Source organism: Paenibacillus sp. FSL H8-0048 (genome assembly GCF_038002825.1).
Lineage (GTDB): Bacteria > Bacillota > Bacilli > Paenibacillales > Paenibacillaceae > Paenibacillus_AQ.
In genome coordinates this window covers 2,889,556-2,908,714 of the sequence record NZ_JBBODF010000001.1, presented here as the reverse complement: position 1 = coordinate 2,908,714, position 19,159 = coordinate 2,889,556, and the positions used below count along the sequence as shown (strand labels likewise).

Here is a 19,159-nt window from a genome sequence, read left to right as displayed (position 1 = left end):
ATCAGAAGTATGGAGGGCATAATGATCAATAAATTATTTGACCTAACCGCATCTAAAGCATCTGATGATGAGATTGTCATTCAGGAAGTGGAGTTGCCGGACAGAGATATTGCAATAATAGGGATTTCCTGTGAAATTGCTGAAGCTGAGAACTGGAAGTGTTTTTGGGATGCTCTGATTCATGGAAAAGATCTGGTGGGTGATTTTCCTTCTGTCCGGGATGAAGATATACAATCGTTGTATTTACAACAAGGAATGGATGAAGCCCGCCCAAAATACTGCAAAGGTGCTTTTATCCCTGAGATTGATAAATTTGATCATGAATTTTTTCGTATATCCCCTAGAGAAGCTGAGTTAATGGATCCCAAGCAAAGAATATTTTTGGAGACAGCCTGGAAGTCTCTGGAGGATGCGGGGTATGGGGGGGATAAACTCAAAGGCAGCAGAACCGGTGTCTTTGTTGGTTCCAGTTCTGCAGATGAATATAAAAGATTGATAGAAGTGGGTGCCCCATCCCAATACAATGCCTCAACAGTCGGTAATATAAGATCAATTATCGCAAGCCGTATCGCTTATCTGCTTGATTTCAGAGGGCCCAGTATGATTGTGGATACAGCCTGTTCCTCCTCACTAGTTGCTGTGCATATTGCATGTCAAAGCTTAAGAAATGATGAATGTGAATACGCTTTGGCAGGTAGTGTTAATATCGCCCTGCTTCCGGTCAAAGCAGAACAGAATGAGGGTTTGGAGATCATATCCAAAGACGGGCTGACCCGTACATTTGACAATAGCTCTGACGGGACAGGACTTGGTGAAGGAGTCGCTGCTATTCTTTTAAAACCGGCAGTGAAAGCCATTGAAGACGGAGACTATATATACGCTGTAATTAAGGGGAGCGCAATTAATCAGGACGGTAATTCCAATGGGATAACCGCTCCTAGTACTGCTGCTCAAGAAGATGTGATTTTACGGGCCTTGAAGGATGCGCGCGTTCATCCGGAGACTCTTTCTTTTATAGAAGCCCATGGTACTGGGACCCCATTGGGAGATCCTGTTGAAGTTGATGGAATTATTAAAGCGTTCAGTAAATATACCGCCAGAAAACAATTTTGTGCTATTGGATCGGTTAAGAGCAACGTTGGGCATCTGGACAGTGCCGCCGGCATCACGGGCTTGATTAAAGCTGCCCTATCTGTTAATCACAAGATATTACCGCCATCCATTCATTTTGAGCGTCCTAACCGGAACATTAGATTTCAGGAATCACCCGTATTTGTGAATACAGACTTGCTGCGGTTTGAAGAGGATGCACTGATACGCTGTGGTGTCAGTTCATTTGGACTTAGCGGGACCAATAGCCATATCATCCTTGAATCGTATAAGAACAGAGTATCTTCTCATGTCAATTCCGGGAATGAAATATTTACGCTGTCAGCCAAAAATGTAAACTCTTTAAAGCAACTGGTCCGATCCTTTGCTAATTATATAAATGTTAATCAATGTGCATCCATTGAGGATATCTGCTATACCGTGAATACAGGCAGAGGGCATTATACTAACCGCTTAGCTCTTATTGTAACCGGCATTAATGATTTATCCGCCCAACTAGAGCTTCTTAGTGGATTGGATGATCTGTGGTTATGTAATGATATGGGCATGTTCTATCAGACAAGCGCTGATTCGCAAGCGGAAAAGGGGAAAAATAGCTGGATTACATATACGGAAAACAGGCTGAAGGAGTATCTTAGTCCTAACTTGAGCCAATATGAGAAAGAGAACATATTGAAGTTACTGTGTAAGGATTATATTGCGGGTGCGGATATAGCCTGGGAGAAATTATACAGACAACATAGATACAAGATTGCCGGATTGCCAGTTTATCCTTTTGCGAGAGAACGTTCCTGGTTTAAGCTGGAGCAACCGATTCATGTCACACGAAATCAACGTTCAATAGGAACGGATTCTACAAGCTTTGCAGCTAATGTTGCTGCTAATGTCCGGCTGCTGGGCAGAGATTCGGGTCTGTACTCAGACATGGAACGGCTCGTAGCTTCGGCTTGGGCGAATGTTCTCGGTTATCAGGAGATAGACATTAACAGGGATTTGTACACCGCAGGCGGAGACTCTATCCATGCTGCTAGAATTGCTAATTTTCTGGAAGAACCGATAGGCCGAAAGATTGAGGTATCCGACGTGCTCAGGTACCCAACCGTAGCCGAGTTCTCAATGATTAGCGGACAGCCGGAAATAAGCGCAGTTGCAAAGAGCGATATCCTTCCTGCCGAGAAAAAAGATGTTTACCCGCTCTCTGCGGCCCAAAAGCGTCTGTTGCTGCTGTATAAGCTCGATGAGGAAAGCCTGGCATATAATTTGCCAGTGTCTTTAGTTATCGAGGGAAGCCTCGATAGTGAACGGTTAAACCGGGCTATAGTCAAGGTCATTGATAATCATGAAGTATTCAGAACCACTTTTGAAATGCAGGAAGGGAAATGGGTTCAAAGAATTCACGAGAATTTTGATTTTAGGCTGCAATATGTCGCAGATCCCGTTCAAGATATTGAAAAGATAATCAGTGATTTTATTATGCCGTTTAATTTAGAAAAAGGACCGCTTTTTCGCGCAATGGTGATAAAAAGAGAAGATAGCAAGCATATCTTTGTAATGGATTGCCATCATATTGTTTCGGATGGAACAACGATGGGGATATTGGCTCAAGAAATTATTGACGGTTACATTGGTGCGCCGGTGAACAAACCGGAATTGCAGTATAAAGATTATGCAGAATGGCATAACCGCAGACTTGAAAGTGAAGATATATCCAGACAAAGGAAATATTGGCTGGATATATTTGGCGACGGTAATCTCCCTCAATTGTTGCTGCCCCTGGATAAGAATCGCCCCGAAATTCAGACCTACAAGGGAAGCAGGCTGAATTGCAGGATTAATCAGGAGTTAGCAGAAGGACTGAAGGATTTATCCTTACAGACCGGTTCAACCTTATATATGGTAATGCTGGCGGCATACAATGTTTTGTTGTACAAGTATACGAATCAGCAAGATATTATTATCGGCTCACCTGTTACAGGAAGATCCCATGTCAAGCTAGAGAACATGATGGGTGTATTTATTAACTCATTGCCAATGCGAAATTATCCGTCAGGGGATAAGAAATTTATAGATTTTCTATTGGAAGTAAAAGAAAACGTAATGAAAGCTTATAGTAATCAGGAATGTCAATTTGAAGATCTGGTAGACCGGCTTGCTCTGAAAAGAGATCTGAGCCGCAGTCCCCTATTTGACACGATGTTTATTATGCAAAACATGAAAAAACAGCCTATAGGGATTACGGATTTAAAAATATCAGAATTTGAAATGGAGCATAAGTTCTCAAAGTATGATTTGACGCTCGAAGCAATGGAAGAGGCTGGTGTCATCTCCATGAGTTTAGAGTACGCGACGGACTTGTTCAGCAGAGATTTCATAGAGAAGATGGCGGGGCATTACATTCATATTATCCGGGAAATCGTCGCTGCTTCCTCTATTCAGATTGCAGATATTGATATGCTTGGGGCGAAGGAAAAAGAGCTGCTGCTTAGTCATTCGGCAGGGCATACGGGTAAGTATAAGCCTGGTTTAACCTTAAATTCAGGATTCGAACAACAGGTTCAGCTCCATGCTGATCAGATTGCTCTGGTAAGCGAGGAAGGCAGCCTAACCTATCAAGAGCTCAATCATTATGCTAATCGGATTGCAGGCCTGCTGTTGTCAGAGCAAGTTGGTCCAAACGAGCCTGTTCTGGTCCTGATGAATAAAAGCATACACGCAATTGCAAGCATATTGGGTATTCTTAAGGCTGGCGGTGCATATGTTCCGTTGGACCCGGCGTATCCCTTACAAAGACTGGCTTATATGACTAAACACAGCGGTTCAAAGTTCATTATAACGGAACATGAACATCTGGAAGAGGCGCTTACGCTCAGTATGAATGACAAACTTGCAATCCTTAATGTAACAGGCAGCGAACCAGCTTCACCAACGGATAGGATGTACAGCAGGGCCGACCTCGCGGACCACAGCCCTGATAATCATCCGCAAAGTAATCACTATGCTGATCTTATGTATATTATGTATACTTCCGGTTCTACCGGACAGCCCAAAGGTGTGATGGTTACACATTCCAATGTGGATAATTTTATTACATGGGCTACCGTTCATAACCGGATAACCCGGACAGATAAAATGATGCTGGTCAGCTCCATCAGTTTTGATATTTCTGTATTTGAAATATTTGGTGCTTTACTTAATGGAGCAGAGCTTCATTTAATGTCTCCAAAGCTCCTCAGGGATAGCCGCGCTTTCATAGATTATCTTGAAGATAAAGGTATTACGATATGGCACTCTGTCCCTTCGTTAATGAATCAAATGCTGGCTGCATTTAAAAGCGGCCCGTCCATTAACGCAAAGCTGGAGAAGGTACGCAAAGTAATGCTGGGTGGTGAAGTGTGGAGCACAGAAATGGCTAAGGAGATAGCAGTCTGCTTTAAAAAAGCGGAAATATTGAATATGTACGGACCTACCGAAGCCACCATATGGATATCAAGTTATACGATTCCACGGGATAAGCTGGATACAATGAATAAAATTCCGATCGGCAGGCCGGTCAACAATAACCAAATCCTTATATTGGATCAGGATATGAACCTCTGTGCTGCAGGCATTCCGGGGGAAATCTATATGTGCGGAGCTAATATTACTAACGGTTACTACAAGGCTGAGGATCAGAGCAGGCAAGCCTTTCTGACCGGGAAAGCGGATAGCCTAATGTATAAATCATGCGATGTTGGCAAATACCTGCCGGATGGAAATATAGAATATCTGGGGCGAAAGGATGGTATGGTCAAAATTCGCGGCTACCGTGTGGAAACAGGTGAAATAGAAAATGCTCTAATGAAGCATCCTGCGGTCGATGCAGTGTCGGCAATCGCAGATGAACGCAATAATAGCACTGAATTATTATGCTTTTATGTGGCGAGGGTGCAATTGACTGTAAATGAAATCAAAGCATTTTTGGAAGAGAGTCTGCCCGATTACATGATACCTGCACGCTTTATTGCCATTGAAAGTATGCCTCTGCTGCCCAATGGGAAAATCGAGAAAAAACGTCTGCTTGAACTGGACCTAAGCCAAAGGCCCGCAATGAGCAGTGAGTATACAAGTCCAACCAGTAGTACAGAGAAGTATTTGGTGAATCTCTGGAGTGAACTGCTTGATATGAATGAGATTGGCATACATGATAACTTTTTTGATTTGGGCGGCAATTCACTGATTTTGACAACAATGCAATCGATCCTTCACGAGCGGTATCCGGATCACATTAAGATTGTTGATCTTTTTAAATACCCATCCGTATTCAAGTTAGCAAAACATTTAGAGAGAATTGCAGGGCAACAGGAGGAAAAAACGGATATCGCCGATGTGAATATGGATGATGAAATCATGAAGTGGCTTGAACTGGGTGCAGCAGAGGATATATCTACGGATGATATTGTTCAAGGAATATTGAATATGGAGGTAAAACGTGGAAGAGATTATTAAGCTGATTATTGAAAATACGGCTCAAAACAATATCAGTAAACCATCTGCCGTTCAACTGATTAAATTGCTGAAGCAGAGAAACCAGAATGAGAATACTGAAGTTGCCATTATAGGCGTTTCTGGCAGGTTTGCCGAGAGCAGTAACCTTGAAGAATTTTGGAATCTGATAGCAGAAGGCAAAGATGGGATCAGGGAATTGCCAGCAAGGCGAAAAGCAGATCTGGATGACTTCTTGAAATATATTCAAGATACAGATCATCCAGACTACGCAAAAAAAGGGTATATAGACGACATTGATAAGTTTGATTACTCCTTTTTTAAGATATCTCCCCGGGAAGCAAGTGTTATGGACCCGAACCAGCGATTATTTCTACAAGCGGCCTATCATGCGATCGAGGATGGAGGTTATGGGGGAAATAAACTCTCTGGAACCCGGACAGGAATATATTTGGGTAACAGCTCTGATTCAGGCGACGATTACAAAGCTTTTCTTCAGCTATGCAAGAGTGAGGATATGAATCTTTCTTTTGTTGGAAATATTAAATCTATGATTGCGGCAAGGCTGGCCTATTTATTGGACTTAAAGGGGCCGAGTATGCTTGTAGACACTGCTTGTTCATCAGCCCTCCTTGCAGTACATCTGGCTTGCCAGGCGATTCGAAACAATGATTGCGATATGGCTCTGGCTGGGGGAATCAAGTTGAGTCTTTTGCCTCTAACAACGGAAAAAAGCGGTCCGGTTGATATCAATATCGAATCTCCCGATGGCAGAGCGAGAACATTCGACTTTTCCTCGGAAGGAACCGGGCTTGGAGAAGGAGTAGGGGTTATTCTTCTTAAGCCGCTTAACAAGGCCATACAAGATAAAGATAATATATATGCAGTCATTAAAGGATCGGCGATTAATCAGGACGGGAACTCCATTGGGATTACAGCTCCTAATCCACTGGCTCAAAAGGATCTGCTGATAGAAGCCTGGGAGCAGGCGAAGATAGATCCGGAGACCATCACTTATATTGAAGCCCATGGCACGGGAACCCGGCTTGGCGACCCGCTGGAGATAGACGGTATAGATATGGCCTTCAGGGAATACACCGGTAAAAAACAATTTTGTGCGGTAAGTTCGGTGAAATCCAATATCGGGCATTTGGATCATGCGGCGGGAATTGCCGGGCTGATTAAAGCGGTATTGGCATTGAAGTATAAGAAGCTGCCACCCAGCCTGCATTTTACAAGACCCAATTCCAAAATAGATTTTAGTGATTCTCCGGTATTTGTAAATGATATTTTGCGGGAATGGGAATGTGAGGGCTCACCAAGAAGATGCGGTGTAAGTTCTTTTGGCCTGAGTGGCACAAACAGTCACGTGATTCTGGAAGAAGCCCCCGCTTCAGTCACGGAAGGGTCTGAACCCGTACAGGATAAGTTGAGAATTTTAACCTTATCAGCGAAAACAAGAGAGAGTTTGCATGATTTGATGGAAGAGTATTGCAGATTTACGTCTAAGGCCGGCGATATCCACCTGGATAATTTATGCTACACCGCCAATACCGGACGAGGCCACTACACTTATCGTGCAGCTATACTGTTCACAACTTTAGATGATCTGCGCTCCCGGTTACATTTGTTGTTGAATCAGAGTATGAACGGCAGCGGAAGTGATGGGGTATATTACGGTGGGCATCATCTTATCTCCAGTCATAAGCACAGGACCGAAGCGGAAGAATTGTCGGAGGAAGAGTTCAATCGGATTACAGGCATATGCCGCAACCTTACACTTGAAGTGGCCGGTGTGACTGGCACTGCTGTGGAGGATAAGTTAAAGGAGTTATGCGGTTTATATATTGCAGGTGCGGATGTCAATTGGAGCGATATGTATGAACCCTGTCAATACCACAGGATCAGCCTCCCTGTTTATCCATTTATGCCAAGCCGTTGCTGGATTAATCTGGGTCCGGTCACTGACGGCCGGGAGCTGCATCCGCTGGCTGGTAAAAAACTCATAAGATCAGTGAATGAAGATGTGTACATATTTGAGCTCAGTCCAGAAAAAAACTGGATACTGAGTGAGCACAGAGTTATGGGAAGATGTGTTTTACCCGGAACCGCTTATCTCGACATGATGGTCAATATTTGTTATGAGAGTTATCCCGAACATTCATTTAAGCTTGGCAATGTTTCATTTTTGACTCCAATGATCGTAGAGGAAGGGAAAACGAAAACCGTTCACATTTGTGTGACAACTTCGGAAATCCCGGAATTTGTCATTGCCAGCAAGTCAGCAACAGATGGTGACGGAGATTGGACCAAGCATGCGGTGGGCAGCATCATATTTACGGAGCCTCCAAAGAAGCAAGCTAATGACCATATGGAAAGTTTGTGGAATCGTTTTAAAGACCAGCCCGGCTTGATTTTTAATCAATCCCAGGAAGAAGAAGCGATCACGACGGGGCCCAGATGGAAGACTATAGTGGAAATGTTCCAAGGTGCTAATGAGGCGCTGGCCTATTTGGAGCTCCCTGAAATTTATAATGAGGATCTGCAAGTATTTAACCTCCATCCATCTCTAATGGATTGTGCGGTGAATTTAGCTATAAACAGTATCGGAGAAGGACTTTATCTTCCCTTTGGTTACAAAAGAATAAAAGTATTCAAGAATATCCCCGGGCGTTTTTACAGTTATGTTCATCAAGTGGGCAACTACACTGGCACAGAAGCCCGAACGTATAATGTTACGCTATTTGATGCTGAGTTCGATCCGATCGCAGAAATTGAAGGCTATACCATAAAGAAAGCCAATACTCACTTGCAGCAGCTGGAGAAAAAGCAAACAGAACTGCAATATTATGAAATGATCTGGTCCCCGCTTGAGAATGAGAATGAGACCGTGAACAGACAGCATGAACCGGTAAAGGGAGTAACGATTCTCTTTAAAGGGAGTGAGGGAGCAAGCGGCAGAATAAGCGATGAATTCAAAAAACAAGGAATGGATTTTATTGAAGTTCAGGCAGGTGAGAGCTATGTTGAATGCAATAATCATTTTACCATCCGCAGCACCCAAGAAGATTACACAAGATTGCTGGAGGCATGCCAGCACAGAGGTTCTATTGAACGTATAATCCACCTGCATTCACTGGATGACAGCATCTGGGACGATAATCAGAAGAGTATGGATGAAGCGTTGAAAAAGGGTGTAATTAGTTTGTTCTATCTTACTAAGGCCCTCATTGCCCAGAAAATTAAGAATATAAGTATGTACGTTGTTTCCGATTACGCCTATCGCGTTACAGGTAAAGAGCAGAAATATAATCCGCATAGCGCGGCTTTATTCGGGCTGTGCCAAGTTATTGGACAGGAATACGATAACATATATTGCAAAGGAATTGATATTGAAGAAGGTACCGATATATGGGATATATGGCTGGAGTTGAACCGTAGCGACAATAAGCGGGTATCTTATCGTGCCGGTCAGCGTTATGTGCCTCTGATGGAAATCAAAGATTTCATAGCTGCAGATGAATCTCGCATCCCGATAAGCAATCAAGGCGTGTATATCATCACTGGAGGCACAGGAGGATTAGGAATGGAAATGATAAAATTCCTGGCTTCCAAAGATAATGTCAATATATGCGTCCTCAGCAGAACGCCATTGCCGGAAAGACAGAAATGGGACTTGCTGATTGGCAGTGGTGACCACCATGATAAGCTATCCCAAAAGTTGGAATCTCTTAAGGCAATTGAAGAAAGCGGAACGCAGATTGATGCTTACACAGTAGATGTATCGGATTTTGACAGTCTGAGAAAAGTATATGAGCAGATTATACTGAAGCACGGTAAAGTTAACGGAGTTATTCACTGCGCAGGCATAGCCGGTGACGGATTTATATTCAGGAAAAATGAAGACACATTTAAAGAGGTTATGGCCGCGAAAATACAAGGCACTTACAATCTGGACCGGGTTACCTCCAAAGAGAACATGGATTTTTTTGTAATGTTCTCTTCGGTTACATCAATTTTGGGAGGCCCAGGCCAGAGTGACTATACGGCAGCGAATGCATTTATGGATACCTATTCATGGTACAGAAACAGCAAGGGCCAACATACAGTTTCGATTAACTGGCCTGCCTGGAGCGAGACGGGTATAGCATTTGATTATGGTCTTTCGGATGATAGGACTATTTTCAGATCAATTTCCAATCATATGGGGATCCAAGCGTTTGAACATATCTTACAATCCCGGGCAGCACAAGTACTGCCTGGTGTATTAAACGAAGCATTCTTAACTCAGGCAGATTGGGATCATAGCTTTTTGAATGTATCCGACACTATTAAATCACGGCTGAAACCGTTCAAAAGAGTGAGCAGAGCATCTGACAAATTGCCGTCCCAACCCCAGGGGATGAAGCCCAAGCTGCTGCTGACCGGAAGAGCAGAAGACGATTTTAATCATACAGAACAGACATTGGGAGAAATCTGGATGCAAATGCTCGGACTGAATGAAATAAATATATATGATAACTTTTATGACTTGGGAGGAGACTCTATACTGGCGACGGGGCTATTGAAAGAAATAGTGAAGTCGTTCGGTGAAGTCGTTGATATCGCTGATATATTTACTTTCCCTACTATTATAAGTTTGGCTGAATTTATTGATCGCAAGCAACTTAGTCACTCTGACTCTAGCAGGGAGGAAGAGTGGGAGATCGGCGCGGATATTGATGATATTCTGGACCGGCTTGTAAAGGGAGAGATTGATGTAAACCAGGCAAGCAAAAGAATGGAACGGGAGGGTCAGCATTAATGCAGAAGGTCAAAAACTATGTATTGCAGCAAGTTGCGGATGAAAAGCTGCCTCAGCACATTGCCAAGGAACTGCTCATGGAAATAGCAAAAAGCACTCCTCAGACCAAGCAAGATATTGCCATTATCGGAATATCCGGAAAATTTCCGGGAGCTGCTGATATTGACGAGTATTGGGATAATCTTCTGCAGGGTAAAGCATGTATCGGCGAACTTCCAAATGAAAGACAGAACGACGCCAATCAGCTGCTGATGAATTCTTATCATGCCCAACTGCTCAATGGGATCCTGGCTACTAATGAAGCGGATTTACAAGATATTTATATCTTGGGCGGGTACTTAAATGAAATTGATAAGTTTGATGCGGATTTCTTTCGGATTCCTCCTAAAGAGGCCGAATTCATGGACCCCCTGCAGCGTGTCTTTCTCGAAACTGCAATGCTGGCTATCGAGGACTCGGGTTATGGAGGAAATAAGCTGTACGGGGGAAAGGTTGGAGTATATGTAGGAAAGGACCATACAAATACCTCACATTACAAATATGTAACTGAACATCATCAGATGCATCTTACAGGTTCCTGGGCGGGTATTCTCGCCAGCAGGATTTCGTACATTTACAATTTTCAAGGTCCAAGCATGGTTATAGATACGGCATGTTCTTCCGGCTTGGTTGCTGTACATCAGGCATGCCAGGCTATAAATGATAAGAAGTGTGAGCTGGCGATTGCCGGGGGCATCCATATCTCAATATTCCCCGGGTTTAAGGCTCAAGCCAGCCAGATGGATATGGTTGAGTCGAATGACGGTATTGTAAGAACGTTTGACAATGCAGCCAACGGCACCGTATGGGGGGAAGGCTCCTCGGCAGTTCTGTTGAAGCCTTTAAGCAAAGCGATTGATGATGGGGATCATATTTATGCTGTGATCAAAGGAGGGGCCGTTAATAACGATGGTGCATCGAACGGAATCACGGCTCCTAATGCGGAAGCACAGGAAAAACTGATTATTGATGCCTGGCAAGAGGCCAAGGTAGAACCGGATACTATCGGATACATTGAAACACATGGCACGGGTACAGTCTTAGGCGATCCCATAGAAATTAAGGGGATAACTAATGCTTTTCGCAGATACACCGAAAAGAAACAGTTTTGCGGAATAGGCTCAGTCAAAACCAATATCGGTCATCTTGTGGGCGCTTCCGGAATGGCTTCCTTGATTAAAGTTGTGATGTCTCTGAAAAACGGGATGATTCCCCCCAGTCTGAACTTTCAATATCCCAATCAATTCATCCAATTTTGTGAAAGTCCTGTTTTTGTCAATGATTCCGCGAGCAGCTGGGACAGTAACGGCAAGCCGCGGCGGGCCGGGGTTAGTTCGTTCGGATTCAGCGGAACAAATTGCCATCTGGTATTGGAAGAGGCACCTCCGCCTGTCCGGCACGATCAGGATATAACCTCAGCACCCGGATTGCTGAAGCTCTCAGCCAAAACTAAGGCGGGGCTTGAGCATACATTGAAGAAGTATATCCAGTTTGTGAGCAGAAATGAATCGTTGCCCATACAGGATATTTGCTATACCGCCAACACGGGTAGAGGAGACTATCCTTTTCGGATAGCATTGATTGTACAGGATGTGCCTGATCTGAGGACTAAATTAAACCTTCTGGTTTCACAGGGAATCATGAACATGGATAATTCCTGGTTCTTCTTCGGCGAGCATACACTTGTCCCGCCAAGCAAAAAAGTATTAAGTCCGAATGAGCTTACAGAAAAAGAAAAAAAGCGGTACACCTTGAGTGCCATGGAAAGAGTCCAGGAAATCCATTCCAACACTCATGCTGCCGATACGGCTCTTACTGAGCTATGCAGATTGTATATCAAGGGAGCAGAGGTGGAGTGGGAGGCATTATATGCAGGCAGCAGAAGAAACAGAGTATCCCTGCCGCCATATCCATTGGAACGTTTGAGATATTGGGCATCGCCCAATGTCGTTGAGTTTCATGGATATGCCTTGGAGCATAAAAAAGAACATCCTCTGGTGCATAGAAGAGTCACCGAGCTTCCGGATAGAGATGTGTATGAGACCCGATTCTCTGTAGGAGAGCATTGGGTATTAAGCGATCATAAAGTTATGAATATGCATGTTGTTCCAGGCACCACCTATCTGGAAATGTTCAAGAGAATATTTGACAAATACTACAAGGATGCTGTTTTGGAGCTAAGTGAAGTAACCTTTATTCGACCGTTGGCAGTCCATTCGGGGGAAGAGAAGACAGTGTTAATTATTGTTGAAAAAGGCACTGGACAACTTAATTTCACCATTGTAAGTAAGATGGATAATGAAGAAAACGACTCAAGCTGGATCACTCACGTACAGGGGAGTGCTTCTGCAAGCCATACTTCTCAGGGGAAGACCTACAGTATTGAGGAAATAATCCGCAACTGCGGCCAAGGGCAATACCAATCGGCGTTCACTAATGTGAATGGGCCGTTTGAGTTTGGACCAAGATGGTTTAACTCGGGTACGGTTTATCTGGGAACCGAAGAAATCATTGCCGAGATGAACCTTCCAATTGAGTTCAAAGAGGATTTGAATCAATACTATATCCATCCGGCTATGATGGATTGTGCAGTTAATGTTATCAGCCAAAGTGTTGGGGAAGGAATATTTCTGCCGTTAATGTATAAAAGAATCACCGTTTTTGGCCCTATGCCGCCTAGATTTTTCAGCTATGTCCAAAAACGGAACGCCGACAATAAAGAAACGATCTCTTTTGATATTGAACTGCTTGACGAGTATGGAAATTGCTTCATGGAAATTGCTGATTATACAATAAAAAGAGTGTCGGAAAAAGAGTTTAAAAGAGCTGCTTTTACGAACAAGACCAGCGGCGGCTTTGCAATGCAATGGTATTCGTCACCGCTTGGGGAAATAAGCGCAAGTGATGTATACGGGAAATTTCTGGTTTTTAAAGACCCATCCGGTTGGGCAGATAAACTGGTTATGGGATTACGGAAATCAGGAATTGATGTGATAGAGGTAGAATCGGGTGAAGGATATCAGCAATTAAATCACCAGAAGTATACCATCTGTGAAGACAACGATTATTCCGAGCTGTTTCATGAATTAAAACCATACAAAATTCAAAAAATAATTCATGCAATGTCCATTTCTAAGCAGGCAGATATCTCTTCACTGGATGAGCTCAAGTACAGCCAGAGAATGGGAGTGTACAGCGTTTTTAATATTGCACGCTCGTTGTCTGTTCACGGATACAACTATAACACCGATTTGATTACCCTCTCAGATTATGTGAATCTGGTGGATGGGAAGGAAGAAGTCATCAAACCCCACAACGCCCCCTTGTTTGGGCTTAGCAAGGTTGTTGGCCAGGAAAATGAGCATATAACCTGCAAAAATATTGATATAGATTGGCAATCATCCATTGATCTGATCATAGCGGAGATTATGCACGGTACTGCAGCGTGCACCGCTTATCGCCACAACCAACGATACTTGCAGGAAATGCGCAGGGTAAGTCTGAATCCTATTGGCAGGGAGGCCCAGTATCATACCGAGGGCGTATATGTAATTTCCGGAGGAGCAGGGGGGATCGGGTTCGAGATTGGTAAACATATTACTGCCCAGCATCAGGCAGAGATTGCTTTGATCGGTAGGACAGAACTGCCTAAGCGTAATCTCTGGAAGGAAATTCTGTATAAGAATGAAGATTTGCATTGCTGCGCAATTATAAAAAGGCTAACTCAGCTTGAGCAGGCAGGTGCAAAGTATATCTACTATAAGGCAGATATCTCCAACGGCCCTGAGCTTGAAGAGGTCTTGAACAAAATCCGTTCAAACCAGGGGCCATTAAAGGGGATCATTCATACCGCAGGTGTAGCAGGAAAAGGTCTTATCTATGCCAAGGACACAGCGATCTTTGATGAAGTCATTTCGCCAAAGGTGTACGGGACATGGCTTCTTGGTCATTTGACAAGAAATGATGAGCTTGACTTCTTCACGCTTTTTTCATCTGTATCCTCGCTGCTTGGGGGAGTAGGGCAGAGTGATTATACTGCAGCTAATTCCTATTTGGATTCATATGCCATGTACCGGAATCATACAGGATTGCCTGGAACTTCTATCAGCTGGCCTTTGTGGAAGGGAGTGGGGATGGCTGCTGAACATAGCGTTTCGGATGAGAATCAGATTTTTTTGGCAATGAGTGCTGAAGAAGCAATGGCTGTCTTTGAAGACGTTCAGAGTGCCGATGTAACTAATATTCTACCGGGAAGTATTAATTTTGAATATATGTCTTCCCTTCCTGAAGAGTCGCTATCCTCCTTTAGCCTTAGTGAAGATTTACGGCGCGAAGCAGAACAAAGAATCACCCAGGACCGTAAGAATATTGCTGCATCAAAAGAAGGTCGATTGGATGTCAATGTAATCGGTTTGGAGAATCCGGAGAAACAAATGATAGAGAGCCGTTTGGCCATTATCTGGGGGAACGTTCTTGGCCTAGAAGAGATTCAGGTATACCAAACCTTCTATAATATGGGCGGGGATTCGATTCTGGCAATGCAGTTATTGCGGGAGATTGATAAGGTATATCCGCAAATTCTTAGCATCTCGGACATTTTCACTTATTCTACAATCGTTGAGATGTCAGATTATATCCGTGAGAAAACGGGCATTGAGCTTGAAATTCAAACGGATGAAGAGCAGCTTCTCCACTTGCTTGAAACTATAGAGTCCGGGAATACCTCTATTGCCGAAGGGATTGCCTTATTGAGTGCGAAAAGAGGGAATCAGGATGAATGAGCTTGACCAGATAAATGCCCATATACTGTTAAATCTTAAACAAGGAGAAATGACTAAGGAAGCTGCGCTGCACAGTTTGAAAATTCTAAATCAGAAAGAGAATACAAAAGCTGTAAAGGCAATACTAGAGGGAATGATGACGGGCACAGCTGATGGCTTGAAGGGTGAAGCTGCCCTCCAAGCTCTGCTGGATACGAAATTTTTCGATTTGATGTACAAATTGGAGCATACGGCGCAGGCAGGGAATCCCGCTAATCTGTATCGAATTCAACCGGTTGAGACTAAGGACAAATATCGGTTGTCCTCTGCCCAAAAGAGAATCTTCCTGTTGAGCTCCATTGCAGAAACCGGAATCAGCTACAATATGTCAGAAGCGATCGAACTTGATGCAAGAGTGGATGTCAAGCAGCTGGAAACAGCGTTTATTGAACTGATCAGGCGCCACGAATCATTGAGAACGTCATTTTGCTTTGTAGAAGGCGAGCCCTTTGAATTCATACATGAGAATTTTGATTTTCGATTATATAAACAAAGCTGTGACAGATCTGATTTAATGCAAGTAATGAATGATTTTGTTAAACCCTTTGATTTGGAAAAGGGGAATTTAATCAGAGCTGCACTGTTTAATACTTATGATGGATATACCTTGCTTATTGACATGCACCATATTATCTCAGATGGAATCTCCCTGGGTAATATTCTCATTGATGAACTGTTCAAACTGTACAATAACCAGACCCTTGCTCCTTTGAAGTTTCAATACAAAGATTTTGCGGAATGGCAGAATAATATGCTTGCTTCCGGCTTGCTTAACAAGCATGAGGAGTACTGGATGGAACAGTTTAAGGGAGCGCTTCCCGTATTGGAACTCCCTCTGGACTATCCCAGGCCGTTAAGGCAGCAATTTGAAGGCAGGCATATCACCTTTACAGTAAACCATGAGCTAACCCAAAAGCTAAAAAGCTTGGCAAGTTCGACCCAAACCACAATATATATGGTTTTGCTCGCCGCATATAATATTCTCCTAATGAAGTATTCCGGCCAGGAGGATATTGTAGTAGGTACACCCGCTGCCGGCAGGCATCATGACGGAGTTGAAAAGCTCGTTGGATTTTTTATTAATATGCTGCCACTTAGGAATTATCCGGCGGGGGATAAAACAATCGAGCTGTTCTTGGAAGAAGTCAAGCTTAGTCAACTGAAAGCTATTGAATATCAGGACTATCAATATGAAGAAATTATCAATAAGCTTAATGTTCCTAGAAACTTTAGCAGAAATCCTTTGTTTGATACCGTGTTTACCTTTCAAAGCCATATTAGAAAAACAAAGACCGCGGCTATTAATCATTGCAATCCCACTTCAAAATTTGATTTGTCGATGGAAGCCTTTGAATTGGGCGATGAGATTCACTTCACCTTTGAGTATTGTACAGCTTTATTTAAAAATGAAACGATGAACCGTATGATTGACCACTATCTTACTATTTTGAATGAGATCACTAAAGATAAAAACAAAAAAATAATGGAAATAAATATGTTAACCATTGAAGAGCAGCGAAGATATATCCATGAATTTAATAATACACAAGCACCATTTTTCAGAGACAAATGCATACATGAACTTTTTGAAGAGCAGGCTGCGAGAACGCCTGACCGGGTGGCTCTGGTGATGGACCGGGAACAGATGAATTATAGAGAATTGAACGAATTAGCCAACCGGACGGCAAGATTGTTAAGGGGTAAAGGAGTGGGCAGGGAAGATATAGTTGCTGTCATGATGGATCATTCCTTTAATATGATTGGATATTTGTTAGGTATTCTAAAATCCGGCGGAGCTTTTTTGCCCATTGATCCTAGCTATCCCGAAGAAAGGGTCCGTCTTATTTTGGAGGACAGCAGGGCGAAGTATATCCTTGTTGCGGCGGGTGCCGGAGATCTATACAAAGACATGGCAGTCATTATGGATATTGAATTAATGAATGCAGAGGAATCTTGCAATCCTGAACCGGTCAATCAATCAGGTGATATGGCATACCTCTTATATACATCGGGGTCTACAGGCAAACCTAAAGGGGTAGCTGTAGAACATGTATCGCTTATGAACTTTTTTAGCGGAATCGCCAATAGAATTGAATTTATACCGGAAAAAACGATTCTCGCCCTGACTACTATTTCTTTTGATATCTTTCTGGTTGAGACACTGCTTCCGTTGACTCTGGGTCTTAAAGTAGTCCTTGCAGGTGTGAAAAAACAGCTGGACCCGGCATCACTCGCTGAAATCATTAATACCGAAAAGGTGGATATGCTGCAGGCCACGCCCTCAAGAATGCAGATGATAATAGACAATCATCAAGCCCGCGCCAGTCTGTCGCGGTTAAGTGAGATTATGATAGGCGGAGATGTGTTTCAGGATAAGCTCTTGGAAGAGATCGTCCAGCTATCCGGTGCTAAGGTTTACAATATGTATGGTCCTACAGAAGCAACGGTTTGGGCAACCGTCAAGGAACTGCATGCAGGAGAACGGATTAATCTGGGCAGTCCATTGTCTAATGTGAAAGTGTACATTCTGGACCGTAATGATCTTGTGCAGCCTATAGGGGTGGCAGGGGAAATATGTATTGGCGGAGAAGGAGTGGCCAGGGGATATTTTAACAATCCTGAATTGACCAGGGAGCGGTTTGTTCCAAATCCGTTTAGCTCCAAGGAAAGAATATACCGTACCGGAGACCTTGGAAAATGGTTGCCTGACGGTGAAATTGAATTTTTGGGCAGAATTAACAATCAAATAAAAATACGGGGGTACAGAATCGAACCTGGTGATATTGAAGCGGCATTATTTAAGCATTCCTCCATTCATGAAGCCCTGGTCATGGCAGTTGAAACAGATAACAGCTTTAAAGCGCTCTGTGCTTATTATACAGCAGACTGCAGGCTGGGCATTCAAGAATTAAGGGAATATTTGCTGCGAAAAATACCGGAATATATGGTTCCCGCCTATATGATTCAATTAGATTCCTTTCCGATCTCGGTTAACGGGAAGATAGACCGCCGGCGGCTGCCTGTGCCAGAGGAGAGCAGCAGAAAATCTGCGGGTTATGCTCCTCCTGCAAGCCCTGCACAAAATGAGCTGGCAGAGCTATGGTCCGAGCTCCTTCACAGGGAAAAAGACACAATCGGAATGGATGACAACTTTTTTAATGTCGGTGGAGATTCGCTTCTGCTTGTAAAGATGCAAAATAGAATAGAGGCCAAGCATCCCGGACAGATTTCTGTCGGGGCTATTTTCGCATCTCCGACCATCCGAGGCTTGTCCAAACTATTGGATAAGAGAAATAGTATGAATAAAAAAGTGAGCTTGGATTCGCTCCCGATTCCTGAGCATTATTTTGTTCAGTACTATACAGACCGGCCAGTAGGCAGTATTCAGCATCGCTTGCCGGACCACCTTGTGAAAAAACTTCAGGCGATCGGAGCGATCGGCAATCTTCATATCAACACCATCCTTGCGGCACTCTATCTGTATCTCTTTATGGAGCTAAGCGGGCAAGAGCAAGTAACGATTCAAGCCGCTCTGTCTGAAAAGGGGGCTATTGCTCCTGTTAGCTTATGCGGCAGCGAGATAGATAGCATTATGGACCTGGTAAAAGAAACAGATAAGCAATTAAAGGAGACAATGAGCGAGAAGTACCGAATCAACGAGATTAACGAAATCATCAAAGCGCAGCCGGACATCATCCCGCTCATCCTGGAGAAGGACAGATTGGAGATGAATGAAGGCATGATGGACTTTTACGATATTATTGTCAGCCTGGAAGCGCCAGATGAATATATTCAATTCAAAGTTATGTACAACGCCAGACGCTTAAAACCCGCTGAGATGGAGCAGCTATTTATGGATTATGTTGAACTGATAAGTGTATTTTGTGAAGAAGTCTGAACGAGG

Annotated in this window: 4 protein-coding genes; all 4 read left to right on the top strand. The window is 43.5% G+C overall.

The window, feature by feature from the left end; genetic code table 11:
* Window positions 1–21: 21 nt before the first annotated feature.
* Genes NSU18_RS12240 through NSU18_RS12225 form a run of 4 tightly spaced genes read left to right on the top strand, consistent with a single transcriptional unit; the run spans window position 22 to window position 19,153 of the window.
* Window positions 22–5,595: an amino acid adenylation domain-containing protein gene (locus NSU18_RS12240; protein ID WP_341149137.1), complete on the top strand. Its 5,574-nt coding sequence runs from the start codon at window positions 22–24 to the stop codon at window positions 5,593–5,595.
* Window positions 5,579–10,396: a type I polyketide synthase gene (locus NSU18_RS12235; protein WP_341149136.1), complete on the top strand. Its 4,818-nt coding sequence runs from the start codon at window positions 5,579–5,581 to the stop codon at window positions 10,394–10,396. Before NSU18_RS12240 ends, NSU18_RS12235 begins: the two co-directional genes overlap by 17 nt.
* A complete protein-coding gene (locus NSU18_RS12230; protein WP_341149135.1) occupies window positions 10,396–15,216 on the top strand; it encodes a type I polyketide synthase in 4,821 nt (1,606 codons plus the stop codon). Before NSU18_RS12235 ends, NSU18_RS12230 begins: the two co-directional genes overlap by 1 nt.
* The gene (locus tag NSU18_RS12225) at window positions 15,209–19,153 is read left to right on the top strand and encodes a non-ribosomal peptide synthetase (RefSeq protein ID WP_341149134.1); all 3,945 of its coding nucleotides are present in this window, start codon (window positions 15,209–15,211) and stop codon (window positions 19,151–19,153) included. Before NSU18_RS12230 ends, NSU18_RS12225 begins: the two co-directional genes overlap by 8 nt.
* The last annotated feature ends 6 nt before the right edge of the window (window positions 19,154–19,159 follow it).

Excerpts from the sequence above, each read along its gene's own strand:
- NSU18_RS12225 (WP_341149134.1), top strand. The coding sequence starts at position 15,209 with ATGAATGAGCTTGACCAGATAAATGCCCATATACTGTTAAATCTTAAA.
- NSU18_RS12230 (WP_341149135.1), top strand. The coding sequence starts at position 10,396 with ATGCAGAAGGTCAAAAACTATGTATTGCAGCAAGTTGCGGATGAAAAG.
- NSU18_RS12240 (WP_341149137.1), top strand. The coding sequence starts at position 22 with ATGATCAATAAATTATTTGACCTAACCGCATCTAAAGCATCTGATGAT.